Here is a 20,590-nt window from a genome sequence, read left to right on the forward strand (position 1 = left end):
GGGAGCCCGCCCCTGTTTGGGGCCTACACTGGGGTCCGTGGCAGAACTGGACCCAGCAGAGAAGATCAAGGACCTCGCGGCGACCCTGGCGAGCGTCAGCGCCGTGTTGGACCTGGAGGCCATGCACACGCAGATCGCCGAGTTGCGCGAGCAGTCCGCGGACCCCGAACTGTGGGCCGACCAGGACAACGCGCAGAAGGTGACGCGCCAGCTCTCCAGCCTGGAGTCCATGGTCAACAAGGTCAACGGCATCAGCCAGCGGCTCGACGACCTCGGTGTGCTCTACGAGCTGGCCGAGGGCGAGGACGACGCCGACACCAAGGCCGAGGCCGACCGCGAGCTCGACCAGCTGCGCAAGGAGATCGGTGAGCTGGAGGTGCGCACCCTCCTCAACGGGCCGCACGACGAGCGCGAGGCCATCGTCACGATCAACTCCCAGGCGGGCGGCGTGGACGCCGCGGACTGGGCGCAGATGCTCCAGCGCATGTACCTGCGCTGGGCCGAGCGGCACGGCTACCCCACCGACATCTACGAGACCTCCTACGCCGAGGAGGCGGGCATCAAGTCCACCTCCTTCGCGGTCAAGACCCCGTTCGCCTACGGCACCCTGCGCGGCGAGCACGGCACGCACCGCCTGGTGCGCATCTCGCCCTTCGACAACCAGAACCGGCGCCAGACCTCGTTCGCGGGCGTGGACGTCGTCCCGGTGGTGGAGCAGAGCGACCACATCGAGATCGACGACGGCGACCTGCGGGTGGACGTGTACCGCTCCAGCGGCCCCGGCGGCCAGGGCGTCAACACCACCGACTCGGCGGTGCGCATCACCCACCTGCCGACCGGCATCGTGGTGTCATGCCAGAACGAGCGGTCGCAGCTGCAGAACAAGGCCACGGCCATGTCGATGCTCCAGGCCAAGCTGCTGGTGCGCAAGCGCGAGGAGGAGCAGGCGGCGCTGGACGAGATCCGCGGCGACTCGGTGAGCAGCTGGGGCACCCAGATGCGCAACTACGTCCTGCACCCGTACCAGAGCGTCAAGGACGTGCGCACCGGCGCCGAGACCGGCAACACCTCGGGTGTGCTGGACGGGGACATCGACGAGTTCATCGACGCCGAGATCCGCTGGATGCGCAGCCGCGAGCGCTCCGAGGACGTCTAGGGGCGTCTGCCCCGGCGGCTCCGCCGCGGGGGAGAGTGGCGAACGAAACGGAACCCGGGGTCCGCGGCCCGCGCGGCCGGAGCCCCCGGCGGCCGGGACGGCTCCTGTGGAGGTCGGGGACACGCCCGGTCGCGGCGGTGGCACCCCGGGTGAGAAGGCGGGACAGATGTGGATGTTGTGTCCCAATGGTGATGATCACGTCTCCGCAGTTTTACCGAAACTGCTATATGTGAACGTTATCATCGGTTGACGCCTCCGATATGATCGAGGCTGTTGTCCGATGGTGCACTGATCTTCGGGTGTGAGGCGACCGGGACAATCCGGGCCGCTCCCCCCTCTACACTGTCGATTGGCCATGTGGCCGGTACGATCCCGCGCGGAGTGCCCTCCACTGCGGGTGCCCATACCTTCGAGAACCTTGTGATGCGCCTGTGATCCACTTCGATAACGTCACCAAGGTCTACCCGACCCAGAAGCGCCCCGCGCTCGACGGCGTTTCCATTGACGTAGACAAGGGCGAGTTCGTCTTCCTGGTCGGCCCGTCCGGCTCCGGCAAGTCGACCTTCCTCCGCTTGGTCCTCAAGGAGGAGAAGCCCGACAAGGGACGTGTGCACGTCGCCGGCAAGGACCTGGCGCGCCTGTCCAACTGGAAGGTCCCCCACCTGCGCCGCCGTATCGGCTGCGTCTTCCAGGACTTCCGCCTGCTGCCGAACAAGAACGTCTTCGAGAACGTCGCCTTCGCTCTGGAGGTCATCGGCAAGCCCCGCCGCTTCATCCGCAAGGTCGTCCCCGAGGTCGTCGAACTCGTCGGCCTGGAGGGCAAGGCCGGGCGGATGCCCAACGAGCTCTCCGGCGGTGAGCAGCAGCGCGTGGCCATCGCCCGCGCGTTCGTCAACCGTCCCCAGATCCTGCTGGCCGACGAGCCCACGGGCAACATCGACCCCGCGACCTCCATCGGCATCATGAAGGTGCTGGACCGAATCAACCGCACGGGCACCACCGTCGTCATGGCGACCCACGACGCCGCCATCGTCGACTCGATGCGCAAGCGCGTGATCGAGCTTGAAGAGGGCTTGGTAGTGCGCGACCAGACGCGCGGCGTCTACGGCCAGGCGTACTGACCTCCCGCTGCGAGGACCGGCGCGGCGAAGCCCCGAAGGATGGACCTTTAACAGATCATGCGAGCACAATTCGTTCTCTCCGAGACGTGGATCGGCCTTCGCCGAAACCTGACGATGACCATCGCGGTCATCACGACGGTGGCCATCTCACTGACTCTTTTCGGCGCCGGTCTACTGGTCAACCAGCAGGTCTCCGAGATGCGCAACTACTGGGACGAGCGGATCACGCTCACCATCTACATGTGCACCGAGATCTCGCCCACGACGACCTGCCAGGAGAACGGTCCGGCCACCGACGAGGACCGCCAGGCGCTGGAGCAGACCCTCGACGGCCTGGCCCAGGTGCAGGAGTACACCTACCTCACCTCGGCCGAGGCCTGGCAGGACTTCCAGGACCGGATGGGCCCCTCCAACGAGGCGCTGGCCAACGCCGCGCAGGAGGGCGACATCCCGGACAACTACCGGGTGCAGCTCACCGACCCCTCCCACTACCAGACCGTGCGCTCCGCGGTGGAGGGTGCTCCGGGCGTCGACAGCATCTCCGACGACGAGCTCGTGCTGGAGCAGTTCTTCGGGCTGCTGGACGGCCTGCGCGCGGCCGCCCTGGTGCTCGCGGGGGTCCAGCTGGCCGCCGCAGCGCTGCTGATCGGCAACACCATCCGGCTGTCGGCCTACAGCCGCCGCCGTGAGACCGGCATCATGCGGCTGGTCGGCGCGTCGAACTTCTACATCCAGCTGCCGTTCCTGCTGGAGGGCGCGGTCGCCGGCCTCATCGGCGGTCTGATCGCCTCCGGCTTCATCGTGGCCACCCGCTACACCCTGCTCACGCGGATCGAGGACTGGTTCCAGTTCGACGTGGCCCTGGGCGCGGGTTCGCTGATGTACGTCATCGGCGTCTCGATGATCCTCGGCATCCTGCTGTGCACCATCACCTCGTTCCTCACCCTGCGCCGCTACCTCAAGGTCTGACGCGGCCGCCTGGGGCGGGGGAGAATTCGACACCGGGGGGCCACGTGCCCCCCGGACGTATGAAGGGACACACCTGTGGCACGGGAGACCGGGCGCAAGCTCATCGCGCAGAACCGCCGGGCCCGGCACGACTACCACATCGACGAGACCTACGAGGCGGGCCTCGTCCTCACCGGTACCGAGGTCAAGTCGCTGCGGCAGGGCCGCGCCTCCCTCGTGGACGGCTTCGCGCACATCAACGACGGCGAGGTGTGGCTGGAGAACGTCCACATCCCCGAGTACTCCCAGGGGACGTGGACCAACCACGCCGCCCGACGATCGCGTAAGCTACTCCTGCACCGCGAGCAGATCTCCCGGCTGATCGGCAAGACCCGGGAACCCGGCCGCACGCTCGTCCCGCTGTCCCTGTACTTCAGTGACGGGCGCGCCAAGGTGGAGATCGCTCTGGCCCGCGGTAAGCGTGAGTACGACAAGCGCCACGACATCGCCGAGCGCGAGGCGAAGCGCGACATGGAACGCGCGATCCGCCGCCGTCGATGAGGCACCCGAAAGGAACACACACGGTGTCCCCCCGTCCCCTCGGCCGGATCACGGCCGCCGGCAGCGGCCTGCTCCTCGCCGCCGCCCTGGTCGCGTGCACACCGCACCCCAGTCCCGAGGTGGCGGTCAGGTCCTTCCTGCTCGCCTGGCAGGACGGTGACCACGAGACCGCCGCCGCCTACACCGACGGCGATCCCGCACAGGTGTCCGCGGCCCTCACGGACATGCGCGAGCAGCTCGACCTGGCCTCCCTGCGCTTCCAGCTCGGACCCATCTCCCGTGAGGGGGAGTCGGCCCAGGCCGAGTTCGGCGTCAACGCCGACCTCGGCATCGGCGACCCGACCTGGAGCTACACCGGGCGCATGCCCCTGGAGTGGGGCCCCGACGGCTGGCGCATCTCCTGGTCCACGAGCGTGCTGCACCCCGACCTGAGCGAGGAGGAGCGCCTCGCGGTCAGCTACGAGAGCCAGGAGCGCGGCCAGATCCTCGACCGCGAGGGCGAGCCGCTGGTCACCGCGGACAGCGTGACGGCCTTCGGCGTCTACCCCGCGGACATGGAGGACAAGGAGGCCGGGGTCACCCAGCTCGCCGAACTCCTCGACGAGGACCCCGACCCGCTCCTGAACCGGGTGCGCTCCGCGCCGCCCGAGCAGTTCCAGCCGCTGGTGCTCATGCGCGGCTCCAGCGTGGACGAGACGCTGCTGAGCGAGGCCTCGCGGATCTCCGGGGTGGACACCCAGGAGGTCCAGGTCAACCTGACCCCCTCGGTGTCGCCCTTCCTGCTGGGCGAGGTCGCCGGCACCGCCGAGCACCGGGTCTCCTCCCGCGTGCCCGGCTCCTACCAGGCGGGCGACACCGTCGGCCTGAACGGGCTCCAGAACATCTTCCAGCACGAGCTGGCCGGTTCGGGCACCACCCAGGTGGTCTCCCTGGACCAGGAGGGTCAGATCACCGACGTCCTGGAGGCGTGGGAGGGCTCGCTCAGCGGGGCCATCGACACCACCCTGGACCTGGACGTGCAGCGGGCCGCCGAGCACGCGCTGGACATGGTGCCGGGCAACGGCTACCTGGTGGCGGTCGACACCGGCAGCGGCGAGGTCCTGGCCGCGGCCAGCGCCTCGGGCAGCACCGCGGACGACAACGCCTTCACCGGCTCCTACCTGCCGGGCAGCACCTTCGGCATGGTCACCGCCCTGGCCGCCCTGGAGTCGGGCGCGGCCACCCCCGAGAGCGAGGTGCCCTGCGGCTACTCCGCGGAGATCGGCGGACGCACCTTCGTCAACCCGGGCGGCGGGGCCCTGCTCGACCAGCCCACCCTGGCCCGCAACATCACCTTCAGCTGCAACGTCGGGTTCGCGGGCCTGGGCGCCGAGGTGGGGCCGGATGCGCTCGCCGAGACCGCCGGGCGGATGGGTATCGGCGCCGAGTGGCAGCTGCCCGTCCCGGCCTCCTCGGGCTCGGTGGCCGTGGAGGAGGGCGAGGAGAACGTGGCCGCGGCCATGATCGGTGAGCACGGCGTGCGGGTCAGCCCGCTGTCCATGGCCCTGGTCGCGGCAGCGGTCGCGGACGGTACGTGGAACGCGCCGACCCTGGTGCCCGAGGAGGGGCCGGACCCGATCGGGGCCGCCTCCCTGGACGCGGCCCACCTGGATGTGGTCCGCACCGGGCTGCGCGACGCGGTGGTCAACCGCATGCCCGAGCTGCTCGCCACCGGGGGAGAGGTCCACGGGCAGGCGGCACGCGTGGAGCAGGGCGACACCTCGCTGCACTGGTTCGTCGGCTACAAGGACGACGTGGCCTTCGCCGTCATGGCCGAGGCGGACCCGGCGACGACGCTGGTGTCGCAGCACGCGGTGAACGCCGCGGGCTCCTTCCTCAGCGGGATGGCCAACGGGGTGCCCGAGGAGGTCCCCGCGGGACCGACCACCGGCGAGCAGGTGCCCGGCGGTCCCACGACCACCGAGGGTGTGGGCCTGCCCTCGGAACAGACGGGGCCGACCAACCAGGCCGACCTGACGGGCGCGGAGGAGACCGGCTGGTAGGGCCGGCCGGTTGACGGCGGCTCCGGTCACCGTTGCCTCAGGACAGGGCAGAACCTGGCAAAGAGCGGACCCCCGGGCAACCTCCCGGGGGTCCGCTCGCGTCTTCCCCTATGACTGGGCCGCGACAGGGGGTAGCGGACCAGTGAGGGACAGGACCTCATCTCGGGGGAGATCCTGTCGTTTCCCAAGGTCGGCCCGACCCTGCCGACCGCCCCCGCGGGTCGCGTCGACCACCTCTTGCGTCCGCGCCCGCGGGGGTTTCTCCCTGCCCGGCCCGGAGGCGGTCGCGGATTCCCCTCCGCGAGCGGGAATCAGCTTGGCCCCCGTGCTGTTCAACAGGTAGAGTGACGGACGCGCGAGCGTTCGCCGCTCGCTTGTCGGTCGCCCCGCCTGGCGGGGAGGCCGTGAAAACTGCACAGGGGGTGATCGGTTTCGACTTCGGTAGTCGTTCCAGGGGAAGCGGGTCGAGGGTTGCGTTTGTGACCTCGTTAATCCTGCATTCGCGTAAACACAAGTGCCAATTCTAAGCGCACTGAGTTCGCTCTCGCTGCCTAAGCGATAGCGTCTCTGTCGGCCTGGGCTCGTCATCGGCCCAGATCCCGGCATCAGCTAGATGACTCACCGCTCAGATCAGGCCACGGGGCCTGAGCGGGACATTTTCGTGGCTGGGCCTGTCAGCGATGTGTCCGTGCAAGCGCTGGGGCCGAGTAGAACGACAGCGCGGACTGCACCCGGAGAAGCCCTGGCTCGGTGCTGAAGGACGCGGGTTCGATTCCCGCCACCTCCACATGTCGCGCGGGCTGCTGCTCGCCGGTCTCCGACCGGCTCGCCGCAGCCCGCGATGCTTTCCGGGGGGAGACCCCCGGCCCCCCGAGATGCCCCCCTGTGGCCTGCGTTGCGCTGGTCGGCAGGGTGGGTGGGGCGTTTTCCTGCAACGCGAGGCTCCTCCTCGCGGGTCGTGGCTGGTCTGTCCTGGTTCCACGTGTGATCGGGCTGCTGCTCGGAGGCTTTTCGCCTCCTTGCGGCAGCCCGCTTTCTTGTGCCCGCCTGCGCCCCTGACCTGCCTGTTCGTGGTGGGTCAGGGGCGTTTCGCGTGCCTACGGAAGGGAGCGGTGCCACTATCTAGGTTGTATTCCTAACTAGGTAGCTCTATGGTCTAGGTAGCGAACACGAACACGGAGGTGTGGAGATGGCGTTCCCCCCGACCATGGAGTTCTCGTCCCTCGGACTGGGACTGGCCGCGCTGGTCGTGCTCTACCTGCTGGTCGTCGAACCCTGGTGGGGCAGGAGCGCCTACGCCCGGCTGGAGCGCGTGCGCGACACCGACTCCGGAGCGCTGCTGCGACTGTTCGGCACCAGCGCCCTCGTCTGGTGGGGGCTCACCGCGGTCGTCCTGCTGATCGTGGCCGTCTCACCCGGACTGCGCTTCGCGGACGTGGGGTTCGCGGTTCCCGAGGCGGGCATGGCCGACACCCTCGCAACGATGACCGGCGTACTCGTCGCGGTCGTGGCGGGCCTCGCGCTGATGCGGGTGACCGGGCTGGACCGCCGCCTCCTGGCCGGCCAACGGGCGGTCTCCGCGATGCTGCCGCGCGACCGGCGCGAGCGCTGGGCTGCGGCCGGGGCCTCGGTCACCGCGGGCGTGTGCGAGGAGGTCGTCTTCCGCGGTCTGCTCATCGCCCTCGGCGTCTCCCTGGGGCTGGACGCGGTCGTCGCCGCCGGGCTCAGCCTGGCCGTCTTCGCCGTCGCCCACGTCTACCAGGGCCGCACCGGCGTCGTCCTCGTCACCCTGGTCGGTTTCGGCTTCACCCACCTGTACCTGAGCACGGGCAGCCTGCTGCTGCCGGTGTTCCTGCACGTCCTGATGGACCTGCGCTCCCTCCTGGTGACCCCGGGGCGCCGCGAAGCCGGGACAATCAGTGTCGGCAGTGCCCGATGAAGGGGGAGACACGCATGGACCGCCGCGCGAGCTGGCTCAAGGGGGTGCTTGACCTCCTGGTCCTGGCCAGCCTGACCGGGGGTGAGAGCTACGGTTACGCGATCGCCAGGCGGCTGGACGAGTCCGGGTTCGGCAGGATCCGGGGCGGGACGCTCTACCCCGTGCTCAACCGGCTGGAGGAGGCCGGGCTGGTGGCCGCCGAGTACCGGGCGGCCGAGAAGGGCCCAGGCCGCCGCTACTACGTACTGACCGACGAGGGCCGCGCCGTCCTGAGCGAACAGGGCTCGGCCTGGATGGAGTTCGACGCATCGGTGCGCTCGGTGCTCGAAGAGGGGGGAATCCGATGAACGACTACCTCACCCGGCTCGCCGGCCGGCTGGACGAACGCGGTGTGGACGCGGACAGGTCCCGCGTCCTGTTGGAGGACCTGGCCGCGCACACGGCCGAGAGCGGGGTCGACCCGGAGGAGGAGTTCGGTCCGGTCGAGGAGTTCGCCGACGCCCTGACGCCCCCGCCCGGCGCGCGGGACGAGGCCGCCGCGCAGCCGGACGTGCTGGTCTGGTCCGCCGACGCCTTCGAGGGCCCCGCCCGCCTCGCCGCGATGGGCGCCCAGGGCTGGGAGGTGGAGCGGGTGGACCGGCTCGGCCGCTTCGTCAGCCGCCGCGCCCCCGAGCGGCCGCAGACGTGGGAGTACCGCCAGGAACTCAGCCCCGGTCCGGGCGACCGCGAGCGCCTCGCGGCGCGTCTGGCGCCCGAGGGGTGGGAGCCGTGCGGCCACTGGTCGGTCCTGGCCTACTTCAAGCGCCCGGGGTCGGCCACCGCCGGGCCCGCGGCCGAACTGGCGGCCCCGCCCGCGCCCGGCCGCCGCCGCTACTTCCTGGGCTGGAGGGGCGCACTGGCCATCGGCGCCTGCCTGCTGGTCGCGGTGGTGGCGGGGACCTGGTCGATCCCGCGCCTGGCGGACGGGGCCGCCGGGGCGGAGGGCACCGCCGACTGGGCCGGGTTCGCGCTCGGTGCGGTCCTCGGCGCGCTCCTCGCCGTCGGGCTCCTCCGGGGCGCAGCGCGGCTGGTGGCGGCCCGACGCGGCCGCGGCTGACCTCGGCGGGGGCGCCCCGGAGGGCGGATACCGCACTCTCGGTGACTTTCCGGGTACGGTCGGATCCGAGGCGGTGAGCCCGCGCCGCGACGAAAGCGTTATCCTCTTTGCCCCCCGACCCCGTATCCGCGGGTGAGCTAGAGCCTTCGACCGAAAGCCTGCCGATGCCGAAGAAGACAGCCGCCTCCCTCAACGCCGACCGCTCCTCCCTGGTCCACAAGGTGCGCTACGCACTGCGCAACCCCGGCAAGGTGGTGCCGTACGTGCGCCGCTCCGCCCGTGACCTGAAGCTGCGCCTGACCCACCGCGACCACGTGGACTACTACCGGGCGGTGATGGCCTCCGACGCCGCCCGCGACCCCAAGGCGGCTGTGGGCAGCCAGAGCCAGGAGCGTTGGCTGGCGCTGGGGCAGATGCAGTTCGACTACCTGGTCGAACACGGCCTCAGACCGGAGCACCGGATGCTCGACATCGGCTGCGGGAACCTGCGCGCAGGGTGGCGGCTGATCGACTACCTCGACCCGGGCGGCTACTACGGGATCGACATCTCCCCGGACATCCTCATCGCCGCGAAGGGTGTGCTGGCCGAACGCGGGTTGCAGGAGAAGCTGCCGCACCTGACCATCACGCGGGACCTGACCTTCTCCTTCCTGCCGGAGGGGTACTTCGACGTCGTCCACGCGCACAGCGTGTTCTCGCACTCGCCCATCGAGGTGATCGACGAGTGTCTGGCCAACGTCGAGCGGGTCCTGGCTCCGGGCGGGTTCTTCGACTTCACCTACGACCGGACCGAGGGAGTCGAGCACCAGGTGCTGCGGGAGGACTTCTACTACCGGACCGAAACGCTGATCACCCTCGCGGAGAAGCACGGGCTGTCGGCCCGGTTCATGGAGGACTGGGAGGAGCGTCCGCACGGCCAGTCCAAGATCCGCGTCACCGCGCGCGGCTGACCCCGTCGGGTTCTCGTCCGCCCCGGGTGTTCCGGAGCGGCCCCGGCGTCCTCAGCGCCTCCCCGCGGGCGCGGGGCCGGGGGCGGCCCCGCGCCGGTCGGCGTCAGAAGCCGGAGGTCGGGCGCGGCGTGTAGTGGCGCTCCAGTTCCTCCACCTCGTCCCCGGTCAGCTCCAGCGACAGCGACGCGATCGCGTCGTCCAGGTGGTGCGGCCTGGTGGCGCCGATGATCGGCGAGGTCACCGCGGGGTTCCGGGACACCCAGGCCAGGGCGACCTGGGCACGGGAGACCCCGCGCCTCTCGGCGATCGCGCCGACGGCGTCCGCGATCGACCGGTCCGCCTCCGCGTACAGCCGCGCGCCGAACGCGTCACCGCGGCTGCGCTCCGTCTCGGCGTCCCACGGGCGGGTGAGCCGACCGCGCGCCAGGGGGCTCCACGGGATGACCCCGATGCCCTCGTCCGCGCACAGGGGCAGCATCTCCCGCTCCTCCTCGCGGTAGAGCAGGTTGTAGTGGTTCTGCATGGTGGCGAACCTGGTCCAGCCGTTGACGTCGGCGACCCGCAGCGCCTTGGCGAACTGCCAGGCGTACATCGAGGAGGCGCCCACGTAGCGGGCCTTGCCCGCCCTGACCACGTCGTGCAGGGCCTCGACGGTCTCCTCGATCGGAGTGGCGGGGTCCCAGCGGTGGATCTGGTAGAGGTCCACGTAGTCGGTGCCCAGGCGCCGCAGGCTGTGGTCGATCTCGGTCATGACGGCCTTGCGCGAGAGCCCGCCGCCGTTGGGGCCCGGGCGGGTGCGGCCGAACACCTTGGTGGCCAGCACGATCTCGTCGCGGTCGGCGTACTCGGCCAGGGCGCGGCCGACGATCTCCTCGCTGCTGCCGTCCGAGTAGGTGTTGGCGGTGTCGAAGAAGTTGACGCCCGCCTCGATCGCCTGGCGGATGAAGGGTCTGCTGGCCTCCTCGTCCAGGGTCCAGTCGTGGGTGCCCCTGGCGGGGTCTCCGTAGCTCATGCAGCCGAGGGTGACGCGGGAGACGTCCAGTCCGGTCCGGCCCAGCTTGACGTAGTCCATGGGCTCGCCTTCCGTCGAGGGAGTGGGACGGCACGACTCTAGGGTGCCGGGGTCCGGGCTCCCCGCGCGACCTCCATGAATCTACGTCGTAAAGTTCCATGGGGGGCGGGGGCGATACGCGGACGGGTGCGGTGCCGGTCGCACCGCACCCGTCCCGCGTGGCTGTCACGCCTCGGTGGCTCCCACGAGCCAGGCGACCTTGTGGGCCGTGACGCCGAGGCTCCCGCTGCTGCCGAGGTAGACCCCGAACGAGGCGATGAACGCGTAGTCGTGCTCTCGGCGCTCACAGATCACGTCCTCAACCGCACACGCGGATGACGGGTTGCGCACGCGCAGGCACGGCGACGACTGTTCGTCGACCACGTCCGCCCGTACGTCGTAGCGGGACAGTTCCGCGGCGAGTTTGCCGAGGTGCTCGTGCTCCTCGGAGGGCACACGGGTCGGCTGCTCGTCCCTCGTCTGTCTCGACTTGGCCATGGCGCAGATCCTTTCGTGTCGAGCGTGGTGGCTCTCCTCGATGCCCTGTCGCCATTGTCACCCAGGGTTATATTACTAGTCCGTAACGCGGTTACGACACGCCGTTACTCCACCCAGGCGCCCTCGTACATCACCTCGCGCACGTCGAGGTCGTCGTCGAGCACGACGATGTCGGCACGCCCTCCGACCTCGATCCGGCCCGCCCCGTCCAGTCCCAGCGCCGCGGCCGGAACCGACGACGCCGACCGCACGGCCTCGGGTACGCCGACGTCCAGGCCCCGTACGGCGTTGCGCACCGCCTGGGGCAGGACGATCGTGCTGGAGGCGATCGCCCCGCTCTCCGCCAGGCGCGCCTCGCCACCGCTCACCCGCACCCGCAGGTCACCCAGCGTGTACTCGCCGTCGCCCAGGCCCGTCGCCGACATCGCGTCCGTCACCAGGGACACCCTGCCCGGGCCCGCGGCGTCGAACACCAGTCCGGCCGCACCCGGGTGGACGTGCACGTTGTCCAGGATCAGTTCGACCGTCACGCGCTCGTCGCCCAGCGCGGCGGCGATCGGTCCCGGGTCGCGGTGGCCCAGCGGGCGCATCGCGTTGTAGAGGTGGGTGGCCACCGAGGCCCCCGCGTCGAAGGCCGCTAGCGTCTGCTCGTAGGTGGCCTCGGTATGCCCCACCGCCGCCACCACGCCGGAGGAGGCCGCCGCGCCGATCAGGTCCAGCGCTCCGGGCAGCTCCGGGGCCACCGTGACCATGCGCACGTGCCCCCGTCCGGCCTTGAGCCAGCGGTCGAACTCGGCGGTGTCCGGGTCGCGGAGCAGTTCGGGGTCGTGCGCCCCGCATCTGGACCGGGAGATGAAGGGGCCCTCCAGGTAGATGCCCGCCAGTTCGCCCGCGTCGCACAGCTCGGCCAGCGCCGCCACCTGGCGGACGGTGTCCTCCGGGGTGGCGGCCACGAGGCCGCCGACCAGGGAGGTCACGCCCCGGGAGCGGTTGAACGCGATCGTTGTGCGGACGCCCTCGGGATCGGTCTCGGTGAACGCGTGCCCGGCGCCGCCGTGGACGTGGGTGTCGACCAGCCCGGGGACGACCCAGGCGCCGCCGAGGTCGCGGCCGCCGGGAACGGGGTCGCCCGATCCGAGCGCGGCCACGAGGCCGTTCTCGATCCTCAGCCATCCGTCGTGGACCCCGTCGGGGGTCACGACGCGCGCGTTGGTGAGTGTGACGGGGGTGTGGGCCATGTGAGGGGTCCCTCGTGTCGTCTCGTCGGTGTGTGTCGCACATTACACAGGCCTTCGGGACCGTCACCGCGGGCTTCCGTATTGCCTGCGGAGCTGGGCGATCCCGTTCCCTGGGACGGCTGTCCGAGGGCTGGACCGCCCACCGCGGTGGGCGCGCACGCATTGACGATAACGGCCGGGGCGCTTCATGATGGAGACATGTCCGCCGGTGAGCTGCTTGTCCAGCGCCTGCATGTCGATCTGAGACAGCAGGCGAGCGCGCTCTGTCGTAGCTAGCGCCCTGCGGGGCCCCGCCCCGCGCCTCCGTGCCCTGTCGCACGTGCCCTGTCGCAGACACCGGACGCTCATCTCTTCCCTGGGTTCTGCCGGGACCGCCCCGCGGTCTCGGAGACAGACCTGCCAGGCCCGACACAGGCGGTCTCCGGACAGCGCCGTCCGCTCCCCGTGTCGGATGCGAGGAACCGCGAGAGTCCAAGGACGTTCGTCATCCCCTCCTTCCGGTGTCATCCACCCCCGCCGTCCTCTCCGGCTGGTGTCTCCTCCGATCCCGGCTCGCTCTGTTCGAACCCAGGAGTTCTCGCATGACCCGCTTCACCGTGCTCGTCGCCGCCCCCCAGATCCGTTCCTCCGTCCGCGACGCCGCCCTGCGCGCGGCCTCGGAGGTCGCCGCCCGTGCGGGTGTCGACTCCCGTCCCGACGTCATCGACATCGCCGAACTGGGCGCCGGGCTGCTCTCGGAGTCCTCCGACGCCGTCGAGGCCGCGCTGGCGAAGGTGCGGGAGAGCGATGTCCTGCTCGTCGCCTCCCCGCAGGCGCACGGCACCTACACCGGTCTGCTGAAGGTCTTCCTCGACCGCCTGCCCGAGCTGGGTCTGGGCCACACGGTCGCGATTCCGCTGGCGGTCGTGGAGGACCTGCGCAACAGCAGGGGCATCGAGGAGGACCTGCGCATCCTGCTGGCCGACCTGGGCGCCTGGGTGGCCGAGCCCGGCCTGATCCTGGCCGAGGGGGAGACCGGCCAGCCCGACAGCGTGGTGCGGGCGTGGGCCGACGTCGCCGCCCCGGGTCTGCGCGAGGCCGTGTCGGTGGCTGTCTGACGGGGTTTCCCGCAGCAGCGGTCCCGTGGCGGCGGGGGAGGCGCGGACGCGTCCCGCCTTCCCCCGTCATTGAAGGGGTGTGCGCCGTCCCCACGCACGTCCACCGTCTCCACGCGCCTTCCGCGCGTGGTCTAGGCGTGGGCGCGTCTGCGGCTGGTGTCCGCCTCAGCGGCGGCCACGTTGCCGCGGACCAGGACGACCACGACGAGGGTCAGCGCGAACCCGCCCACGCGCAGGGCCAGCATGACGGGGTCGTCGGGCAGCCGCTCGCCGAACAGGATCGTGCCCGTCACGACCATGAACACGTTGCCCACGACGTTGGACACCGGAGCGGTGATGGAGGCGCGCGAGCGCTGGAGCGAGGTCTGGAAGAGGACGATGCCCACCGCCCAGCCCACCGCGTACAGGTAGGGGTAGGGCGACAGCAGCGCGGGGACGATCGCGTTCCACAGGCCGTGGTCGGCCAGCAGGCCGCCCAGCCCCTTGCCCTGGAGGCCCGCGCTGCCCTGGGCGAAGCCCGCGGCCGCGCCCAGGGCTGCGGCGGACAGGTAGCGGCCGCGGCCGCCGGCCAGGCCCACGACGACCAGGCACACCGCCACGGTGAGCAGGCTGACGGTGATGAGCAGCGGGGCGTCGGCGGTGGTCCCGGTCTCGGCGCCCTCGGCGGTGGACAGGCTGAGCAGGCCGAGCGCTACCGGCATGATGCCGAGTGCCACGTACTCGCCCCGCGTGACGCGCTCGCCCAGGGCGAGGGTGATGACGAGGATGCCGCACGCGACCCCCGCGGCGAAGGCGGGCTGGGCCACGGACACGGGCGCGAGGCCGAGCGAGACGATCAGGCCCACGCTGCCCAGGGCGGCGAAGAGGCAGCCGAGCACCCAGCGGGGGTTGGTGAGCAGGACCCGGGCCAGGTGGAGGGGGCGGTTGATCGAGATCGACTCCGCGCCGTGCAGCGCGCGCTGTTCCACGGTCAGGCCGACGGTGTAGACCACCGCGGACAGCAGGGCTACCAGGAGTCCGGTCACGGGGGTCCTGCTTTCCGTCGGGGCGCGGAGTCGAGAGGCGAGCAGCGGCCGCTAACGTCGGTGTAGGCGGTCCCGCTCAGCCGCCGAGAGTTGACGAATTCTATATAACCAGTTCTAGTCTTGTCTGACGAACCCCCTGTGGGGGGTAGAACCCGTTCTGGGAACGCAGGGGGCGCGGTGCGCGGATCCGAGAAACGCTCCGTGTGGTGGTCGCGTGTGGCCGACCGCTTCGGGAGGCCTCAGCTCCGCCGGTTCGGCCCGCGCCGGTCCCGGGCCCGCGAGTCGGGGCGGCCCCGCCCGCTGCTGTCCCGCTGGGAGCGGCTCCTGGACCGGTGGCCCCGACGGCTCCGCCTCCCGTGGCTCCGGCCCCGCTGGGACAGCCACTCCCGCTTCGAACCCGGGCCCCTGGGGCTGCTCGGCGTCATGCTCTCGGCGATGGCGGTCACCCTGCTGCTGGTCCAGACCGGCTCCGGGGGAGGGGCCGCGGAGGACGGGCGCACCGAGGAACCCGTCACCGTGCCGGGCCCGCCCGACGGCGAACTGCGCGTCATGGTCGTCGGCGACTCGCTCTCCCAGGGCAGCAGCGGCGACTACACCTGGCGCTACCACCTGTGGTCCCACCTGCGGGAGGCCGAGGTGGAGGTCGACTTCGTCGGCCCCTACGACGGCGTCTACGGGTTGGCGGACCGGGAGTTCGGCAGCCAGGACTACGCCGACCCCGACTTCGACACCGACCACGCCGCCCGCTGGGGCACCACCGCGCAGGACCTGTCCGCCGGTGCCGCGCGGGTGGCCGCCGAGTACCAGCCGCACTACCTGCTCCTCCTGGCCGGGACCGAGGACATCCTGGCGGGCGGCGGCGCGGACAGCGCGCTGGAGGGGGTCGGCGAGACGGTGTCCACGGTGCGCGTCGTGCGGGGGCAGACCCGGTTCGTCCTCGGGGAGCTCCCGCCGGTGGAGGACCCCCGGGCCAACGCCGAGGTCGACCGGTTCAACATGGGCCTGGTGGACCTCGCCGCGCAGCTCACCTCCAGCGACTCCCCCGTGGTGGTCGCCCGGGTCGCCGACGGGTACGCCTCCGCCAGCGACAACTGGGACGAGGCGCACCCCAACGCGCGCGGCGAGCTGAAGATCGCGGCGGCCTTCGCCGACGCGCTCGCCGAACCGCTGGGGGTCGGCCGGACCTACCGGCGGCCGCTGCCGGAACTGGCTGTGGGGCCCGCGACCGCGCCCGAGCCCGTGGCGGAGGAGTCCGACGACGGCCTCGTGCTCAGCTGGGACACCGTGCCCGGCGCGACCGGCTACCGGGTGGTGCAGCGGCGCGTGGGACCGGACCCGGACGAGGCCGCCGTGCTTCCCGTGGAGGTGCGCGTCGACGGGGACAGCCGTTCCGTTCTGGTGGAGGCGCTCTTCAGCGGAGCCCGCTACGAGTTCGTGGTGCGCTCGTTGAAGGGCCGGGACGAGGGGGCGGAGTCCGAGCCCCTCCAGTGGGTGTGGAACGACGACCCGCCTCCGGGGCCGTCCTGGCTGCGGGTCGTCGACGGCGGGGCGACCGTGGAGTGGGAGGACGTCGAGGAGGCCTCCCACTACGAGGTGTGGGTGCGCGCGCTGGACTGCGGGGCGGCCGACGACCGGCGCGCGCCCCTGCCTGAGGGCCGGTTCGCGCCCGTGGCCGACCACGGCCGACGCGTGCTCCCGGCCGCAGGCCGGCGCCTGCCCGTGGACGGAGGCCCGTACGCGTCCCTGGAGGGCGACCGCGTCTCGGAGGCCCCCGTCGAATCGCCCGCCCCCAGCGGCGGACCGTCCGCCCCCGGGCCCGACGCGGACCCCCGGCCGAAGCCCACGCCCACCCCCACCCCCATGCCCGTTCCCACGCCGCCTGAGCCGGAACCCGAGCCCGTCGCACCCGCACCGGACTGCGAGCGCCGCGACGGGCGCGGTCCCGGGGACGGACAGGGATGGCGCACGCTGGGCCCCGCGGGGGAGGGGCCGCGCTGGTCGGCGACGGTCTCCGGTCCCTACGAACTCGTGGTCCGCTCCTACCGCGACTACGTGGAGGGCGGCTACTCCGACAGCGTCCTGCTCGCGCGGGGCTGACGGAGGGTCGGGGGCTGCTTTCCTGGGGCGGAGGTCTGATGGTGTCGGTCGGAGGGCTGATGGTCCGGCGAGTGCGGGGAGGAAAGGGCCTCCGGGGAGAGAGCGGCGCCCGGTCGCTGTCCCGCCTGCTGCCGTGGGCCGTGGGTCTGCTCGCCGGTGTACTGGCGCTCGGCCCCGCCCTGGGACCCGGGTACGTGCTGCGCTACGACATGGTGTTCGTGCCCGGCCTGTCGCTGGGCACGGTGCTGCGGGGCGCGGACGGGTTTCCCCGGGCGATTCCCAGTGACGCCGTGGTGGCGGCGCTGTCCTCGGTCCTGCCGGGGGACGTGGTGCAGTCGCTGGCGCTGCTGGCGGTGTTCGCCGTGGGCGGGGCCGGTGCCGCGCGCCTGGTGCTGCGTGTGCTGCCCCGAGGCGGCGCCGGGGCCCTGGTGGCGTCGGCCGCCGCCGGAACCGCCTACGTGTGGAACCCGTTCGTGGCCGAGCGGCTGCTGTTGGGCCAGTGGGCGATGCTGCTGGGTTACGCGGGGCTGCCATGGGTGGTGGGGGCCTCCGTCCGTCTGGCGGAGGTGCGGCCGGGCTCGGGGTTCGCCGGGTTGGTGCGCGCGTTGGCGCCCGCCGCGGTCGGCGGGTTCTCGTCGGTGGTGCTGACCGCCCTCACCGCCGGTCCCGTCGCCCTCACAGCCCGCCCGCGCACGCCGGTCCGGCGGGTACCGGTCTGGTGGGCGCGGGCGGGGCTGTTCGCGCTGGCGCTGGTGGTGGTCTCCCTGCCCTGGCTGCTTCCGTCCCTGGCCAGCGGGGCGGGCACGGACCCGGCCGGGGTGGCGGCGTTCGCGGCCCGATCGGACACCCCGTTCGGGGTGGTCGGCTCCCTGCTGCTCCTGGGCGGGGTGTGGAACTCCGGTGCGGTTCCGGCGGGCTACGGCGAGCCGGTGACGGCCGCGGCCCGCCTGCTGCTGTGCCTGCTGTCACTGGCGGGCTGGGTGTGGCTGCTGCGCAGGGAGCGACCGGGGTTCGGCCCCGGCCTGTCGGCGGCCGCGGCCCTGGGCCTCCTGATCGCCCTGCTGGGCGCCACCGGGCCGGGGCGTGCGCTGCTGGTCTGGCTGATCTCCGCCTGGCCGGGGTTCGGGCCGCTGCGCGACGGCCAGCTCTACGTGGCCCCGTTGTCCCTGGTCCAGGCGCTCGGCCTCGGCGCGTGCGTGTGGTGGCTGGCTGGACGGGAGGGCGCTCCGCTGCGGACGGGGCTCGCGGTGTTCGCGGCGCTGCTGCCGGTGGTGGTGCTGCCGGGGCTGCTGTGGGGCGCGAGCGGTCGGCTGGCCCCGGTGCACTTCCCCGGGGGGTGGCTGACGGCGCAGGAGGCGGTGGCCGCCGACGACCGGCCCGGGGCGGTGCTGGTGCTGCCCTGGAGCGCCTACCGCGGCCCCGACTGGGCGGGGCGGGCCACGGTCGTCCTCGACCCGGCGACCAAGCTCTTCGACCGGCGCACCCTGTGGAACGACGACCTGGTCGTGGGCACCCCGGACGGGGGAGAGGCGGTCGTGACCGGCGAGGACGCGCGGGCGCGGCGGGCCGCCGGGGTGCTCGGTCCGGATCCGCAGACGGGCCTGCCCGAGCGGCTGGACGCCGCGGCGCTGGGCGGGCTGGGGGTGCGGTACGTGGCGGTGTCCGCGCCGGTCGATAACCAGTTCTGGTCAGGTGTGGAGGACCTGTCCGTGGTGGTGGAGGGCTCCGACATGGTGCTTCTCCGGGTGCAGGACCAGCATGTAAAGGCTGACAAAGCTGGCATTCCGGGGTTGGAAGTTACCGGCGGGTTAGTTACAGTTGGGGCAATCATCTGGTCTATGGCTAGATCAGGTTCTAGTCTCGTTTTCCAGCGCTCCGGACCCAGCGCGGGATCGGGCGCGCGGAAGGAGATCCCCAAGTGATCAAGGTAATCGCCGCCTGCGTCATCGGTGCGGCCCTGGCGGGAGGCGCCACCTTCGTGGCCACCAACCTCGCCACGGACTCGACCGCCACCGCGGAGCCGGTGAACGAAACCCTCTACAACTACGGCGACCGCTAGGAAGGCCGTACGGCGGAGGTCCGCGGGCGCTCCGCCCCCAGCGGGGCGCCCCACTCCCCGACTCCCGCGGCCCCGGGCACCGTCCCCCGGCCGCCCACCACCACTGACGTCCGGCCCACGGGCCCGTTCGGCGTGCGCTCCACCCTTCCCCCAGGTGGTCGCCGTGCGTGTTCACCCGCGCGCGAGAGGTAACGGAACGCGGTCCGGCCGGACACCGCGCGGAAGGAGAGCGTGTGGTCTTCCAGAAGGTCCACCGGATCCGCCAGGAGGCGGAACCGGGCCTGCCCGCGGTCACCGAGGCCCCGGCCGCCGCCGTTCCCGCCCAGGCCCCCCTGGCCGGCACGGGCGCCCCCGCCATCCCAGGCGTCCCAGACAACACCGGTACCCCCGCCACCCCGGGTGTCCCGGCCGAAGCGAGCACCCCAGGCCGTACCGGCGCCCCCGCCAACACGCCCGTCCCGGCCAACACAGGCGTCCCGGTCAGCACGGGCGCGCCCACCGTCCCGGACGCCCCCGCCGACCTCGGCCCGCGCCTGGACGGCGTCCGCCTGGTCATGGTCAACTGGCGCGACCCCTGGCAGTCCACCGCGGGGGGAGCCGAGGAGTACTCCTGGCGGATCAGCCGCCACCTGGCCGAACGCGGGGCCATCGTCACCTTCCTCACCAGCCGTGAGCCCCACCAGGCGCGAGTGGAGACCAGGGACGGGATCGTCATCCGCCGCATGGGCGGCAGGTTCACCGTCTACCCGCGCGTCATGGCGTGGCTGGCCCTGTGGCGCCGCGAGTACCAGCTCGCCTTCGACTGCATGAACGGCATCCCCTTCCTGTGCCGACTCGTCCTGCGCCGCAGCACGCGGGTGGTCAGCGTCGTCCACCACGTCCACGACCTCCAGTTCAACGCCTACTTCCCGGCGCCGGTCGCCTGGCTGGGCCGCATGCTGGAGTCGGCCGTGGCCTCGCGCGTCTACCGCCGCTGCACCACCGTCACCGTCTCGGAGTCCTCCCGCCGTGCCATGCGCGAGAAGCTGGGCTGGCGCGCGCCGATCCAGATCATCCACAACGGCGGGCTCCCCGGGCCCCAGAAGCCCCTCGACGACGCCCCCGCCCCCGCCGACATGGGCTGCCCGGCCGTGGTCAGCCTGGGCCGCCTGGTCGTCCAGAAACGGGTCTCGCGGGTGGTCGACCTCGCCCGCGCGCTGCGCGAGGAGCACCCCGGCCTGAAGGTGCACATCATCGGCCGCGGCCCCGAGGGCGAACCCCTGGCAGAGCAGGTCGCGCGCGACGGCACGGGCGACCGCGTGCGCCTGCACGGCTTCCTGCCCGAGGAGGACAAGAACAGCGTCCTGGCCTCGTGCCACCTCCACGTCACCGCCTCCGAGTTCGAGGGCTGGGGTCTGACCGTCATCGAGGCGGCCCGCCTCGGCGTGCCCACCGTGGCCTACGATGTGGACGGACTCCGCGACTCGGTCCGCGACGGCGAGACCGGGTGGCTCGTACGCGAGGGCGAGGAACTCGCCGACGTGGTCGCGCGCGCCCTGGAGGAGCTGTCCGATCCCCGCCGGGCCGAAGCCGTCCGCCGCGCCTGTCGCGCCTGGGCGTCCCGGTTCACGTGGGAGGCCAGCGGCGCGCGGATGACCCGGCTCGTCGCCGGGGAACTGGGCCTTCCCTGCGCGGCGCAACCGGACGGTCCCGGCGCCCCGTCCCCCATCACC

At 72.1% G+C, this 20,590-nt stretch carries 18 protein-coding genes and 1 other RNA gene; 15 read left to right on the top strand and 4 right to left on the bottom strand.

The features are described 5' to 3' along the window. Positions 1-37 precede the first annotated feature (37 nt). The 10 genes from prfB (at position 38) to HGB44_RS07630 (ending at position 9,813) form a co-directional block, all read left to right on the top strand. The gene (gene prfB, locus HGB44_RS07585; protein ID WP_061080579.1) at positions 38-1,156 is read left to right on the top strand and encodes a peptide chain release factor 2; all 1,119 of its coding nucleotides are present in this window, start codon (positions 38-40) and stop codon (positions 1,154-1,156) included. 431 nt (positions 1,157-1,587) lie between these two features. Then, entirely contained in the window at positions 1,588-2,277 is a 690-nt protein-coding gene (ftsE, locus tag HGB44_RS07590; protein WP_013154728.1) for a cell division ATP-binding protein FtsE, read from the top strand. A 57-nt stretch (positions 2,278-2,334) separates the two neighbouring features. Further along, on the top strand, positions 2,335-3,246 hold the full coding sequence (gene ftsX, locus HGB44_RS07595) for a permease-like cell division protein FtsX (protein WP_210751255.1): 912 nt from the start codon (positions 2,335-2,337) through the stop codon (positions 3,244-3,246). 75 nt (positions 3,247-3,321) lie between these two features. Beyond that, positions 3,322-3,786: an SsrA-binding protein SmpB gene (smpB, locus tag HGB44_RS07600; protein ID WP_017567748.1), complete on the top strand. Its 465-nt coding sequence runs from the start codon at positions 3,322-3,324 to the stop codon at positions 3,784-3,786. Positions 3,787-3,809: 23 nt separating this feature from the next. After that, complete coding sequence (locus tag HGB44_RS07605) at positions 3,810-5,828, top strand: penicillin-binding transpeptidase domain-containing protein (RefSeq protein WP_061080577.1); 2,019 nt, start codon at positions 3,810-3,812, stop codon at positions 5,826-5,828. Positions 5,829-6,246: 418 nt separating this feature from the next. Continuing rightward, positions 6,247-6,618, top strand: a transfer-messenger RNA (tmRNA) gene (gene ssrA, locus HGB44_RS07610). 399 nt (positions 6,619-7,017) lie between these two features. Continuing rightward, positions 7,018-7,767: a CPBP family intramembrane glutamic endopeptidase gene (locus HGB44_RS07615; protein ID WP_061080586.1), complete on the top strand. Its 750-nt coding sequence runs from the start codon at positions 7,018-7,020 to the stop codon at positions 7,765-7,767. Positions 7,768-7,781: 14 nt separating this feature from the next. Next, complete coding sequence (locus tag HGB44_RS07620; protein WP_061080576.1) at positions 7,782-8,114, top strand: PadR family transcriptional regulator; 333 nt, start codon at positions 7,782-7,784, stop codon at positions 8,112-8,114. Next, on the top strand, positions 8,111-8,863 hold the full coding sequence (locus tag HGB44_RS07625; protein WP_061080575.1) for a hypothetical protein: 753 nt from the start codon (positions 8,111-8,113) through the stop codon (positions 8,861-8,863). Before HGB44_RS07620 ends, HGB44_RS07625 begins: the two co-directional genes overlap by 4 nt. Before the next feature lie 164 nt (positions 8,864-9,027). Continuing rightward, positions 9,028-9,813: a class I SAM-dependent methyltransferase gene (locus HGB44_RS07630; protein WP_061080574.1), complete on the top strand. Its 786-nt coding sequence runs from the start codon at positions 9,028-9,030 to the stop codon at positions 9,811-9,813. 103 nt (positions 9,814-9,916) lie between these two features. On the opposite strand, the gene HGB44_RS07635 is transcribed toward HGB44_RS07630, so the two are convergent. The 3 genes from HGB44_RS07635 to nagA all read right to left on the bottom strand — a co-directional run bounded on the left by HGB44_RS07635 (position 9,917) and on the right by nagA (position 12,600). Continuing rightward, entirely contained in the window at positions 9,917-10,885 is a 969-nt protein-coding gene (locus HGB44_RS07635; RefSeq protein WP_061080573.1) for an aldo/keto reductase, read from the bottom strand. Between the two features lie 165 nt (positions 10,886-11,050). Then, the gene (locus tag HGB44_RS07640) at positions 11,051-11,362 is read right to left on the bottom strand and encodes a hypothetical protein (RefSeq protein WP_013154720.1); all 312 of its coding nucleotides are present in this window, start codon (positions 11,360-11,362) and stop codon (positions 11,051-11,053) included. A gap of 104 nt (positions 11,363-11,466) precedes the next feature. After that, positions 11,467-12,600: an N-acetylglucosamine-6-phosphate deacetylase gene (gene nagA, locus HGB44_RS07645; protein ID WP_061080572.1), complete on the bottom strand. Its 1,134-nt coding sequence runs from the start codon at positions 12,598-12,600 to the stop codon at positions 11,467-11,469. Positions 12,601-13,181: 581 nt separating this feature from the next. Here nagA and HGB44_RS07655 point away from each other — a divergent pair. Continuing rightward, complete coding sequence (locus tag HGB44_RS07655; RefSeq protein WP_061080571.1) at positions 13,182-13,697, top strand: NADPH-dependent FMN reductase; 516 nt, start codon at positions 13,182-13,184, stop codon at positions 13,695-13,697. Positions 13,698-13,828: 131 nt separating this feature from the next. Here HGB44_RS07655 and HGB44_RS07660 read toward each other — a convergent pair whose 3' ends face one another. Beyond that, positions 13,829-14,722, bottom strand: coding sequence for a hypothetical protein (locus HGB44_RS07660; RefSeq protein WP_061080570.1), 894 nt, complete (start codon positions 14,720-14,722; stop codon positions 13,829-13,831). A gap of 177 nt (positions 14,723-14,899) precedes the next feature. Here HGB44_RS07660 and HGB44_RS07665 point away from each other — a divergent pair, with 177 nt between their 5' ends. The 4 genes from HGB44_RS07665 to HGB44_RS07680 all read left to right on the top strand — a co-directional run. Further along, the gene (locus HGB44_RS07665; RefSeq protein WP_061080569.1) at positions 14,900-16,819 is read left to right on the top strand and encodes a fibronectin type III domain-containing protein; all 1,920 of its coding nucleotides are present in this window, start codon (positions 14,900-14,902) and stop codon (positions 16,817-16,819) included. A gap of 59 nt (positions 16,820-16,878) precedes the next feature. Beyond that, positions 16,879-18,741: a hypothetical protein gene (locus HGB44_RS07670; protein ID WP_394327811.1), complete on the top strand. Its 1,863-nt coding sequence runs from the start codon at positions 16,879-16,881 to the stop codon at positions 18,739-18,741. Next, a complete protein-coding gene (locus HGB44_RS07675; RefSeq protein WP_168443978.1) occupies positions 18,738-18,878 on the top strand; it encodes a hypothetical protein in 141 nt (46 codons plus the stop codon). Before HGB44_RS07670 ends, HGB44_RS07675 begins: the two co-directional genes overlap by 4 nt. A 233-nt stretch (positions 18,879-19,111) precedes the next feature. After that, positions 19,112-20,590: glycosyltransferase family 4 protein (locus tag HGB44_RS07680; protein WP_168443979.1), on the top strand; the 1,479-nt coding region annotated here is incomplete at its 3' end.

It is taken from the genome of Nocardiopsis alborubida, from assembly GCF_012396365.1.
In the GTDB taxonomy this organism is placed as follows: Bacteria; Actinomycetota; Actinomycetes; order Streptosporangiales; family Streptosporangiaceae; genus Nocardiopsis; species Nocardiopsis alborubida.

Excerpts from the sequence above, each read along its gene's own strand:
- ftsX (WP_210751255.1), top strand. The coding sequence starts at position 2,335 with ATGCGAGCACAATTCGTTCTCTCCGAGACGTGGATCGGCCTTCGCCGA.
- HGB44_RS07615 (WP_061080586.1), top strand. The coding sequence starts at position 7,018 with ATGGCGTTCCCCCCGACCATGGAGTTCTCGTCCCTCGGACTGGGACTG.
- HGB44_RS07620 (WP_061080576.1), top strand. The coding sequence starts at position 7,782 with ATGGACCGCCGCGCGAGCTGGCTCAAGGGGGTGCTTGACCTCCTGGTC.
- HGB44_RS07625 (WP_061080575.1), top strand. The coding sequence starts at position 8,111 with ATGAACGACTACCTCACCCGGCTCGCCGGCCGGCTGGACGAACGCGGT.
- HGB44_RS07630 (WP_061080574.1), top strand. The coding sequence starts at position 9,028 with ATGCCGAAGAAGACAGCCGCCTCCCTCAACGCCGACCGCTCCTCCCTG.
- HGB44_RS07635 (WP_061080573.1), bottom strand. The coding sequence starts at position 10,885 with ATGGACTACGTCAAGCTGGGCCGGACCGGACTGGACGTCTCCCGCGTC.
- HGB44_RS07640 (WP_013154720.1), bottom strand. The coding sequence starts at position 11,362 with ATGGCCAAGTCGAGACAGACGAGGGACGAGCAGCCGACCCGTGTGCCC.
- nagA (WP_061080572.1), bottom strand. The coding sequence starts at position 12,600 with ATGGCCCACACCCCCGTCACACTCACCAACGCGCGCGTCGTGACCCCC.
- HGB44_RS07655 (WP_061080571.1), top strand. The coding sequence starts at position 13,182 with ATGACCCGCTTCACCGTGCTCGTCGCCGCCCCCCAGATCCGTTCCTCC.
- HGB44_RS07670 (WP_394327811.1), top strand. The coding sequence starts at position 16,879 with ATGGTCCGGCGAGTGCGGGGAGGAAAGGGCCTCCGGGGAGAGAGCGGC.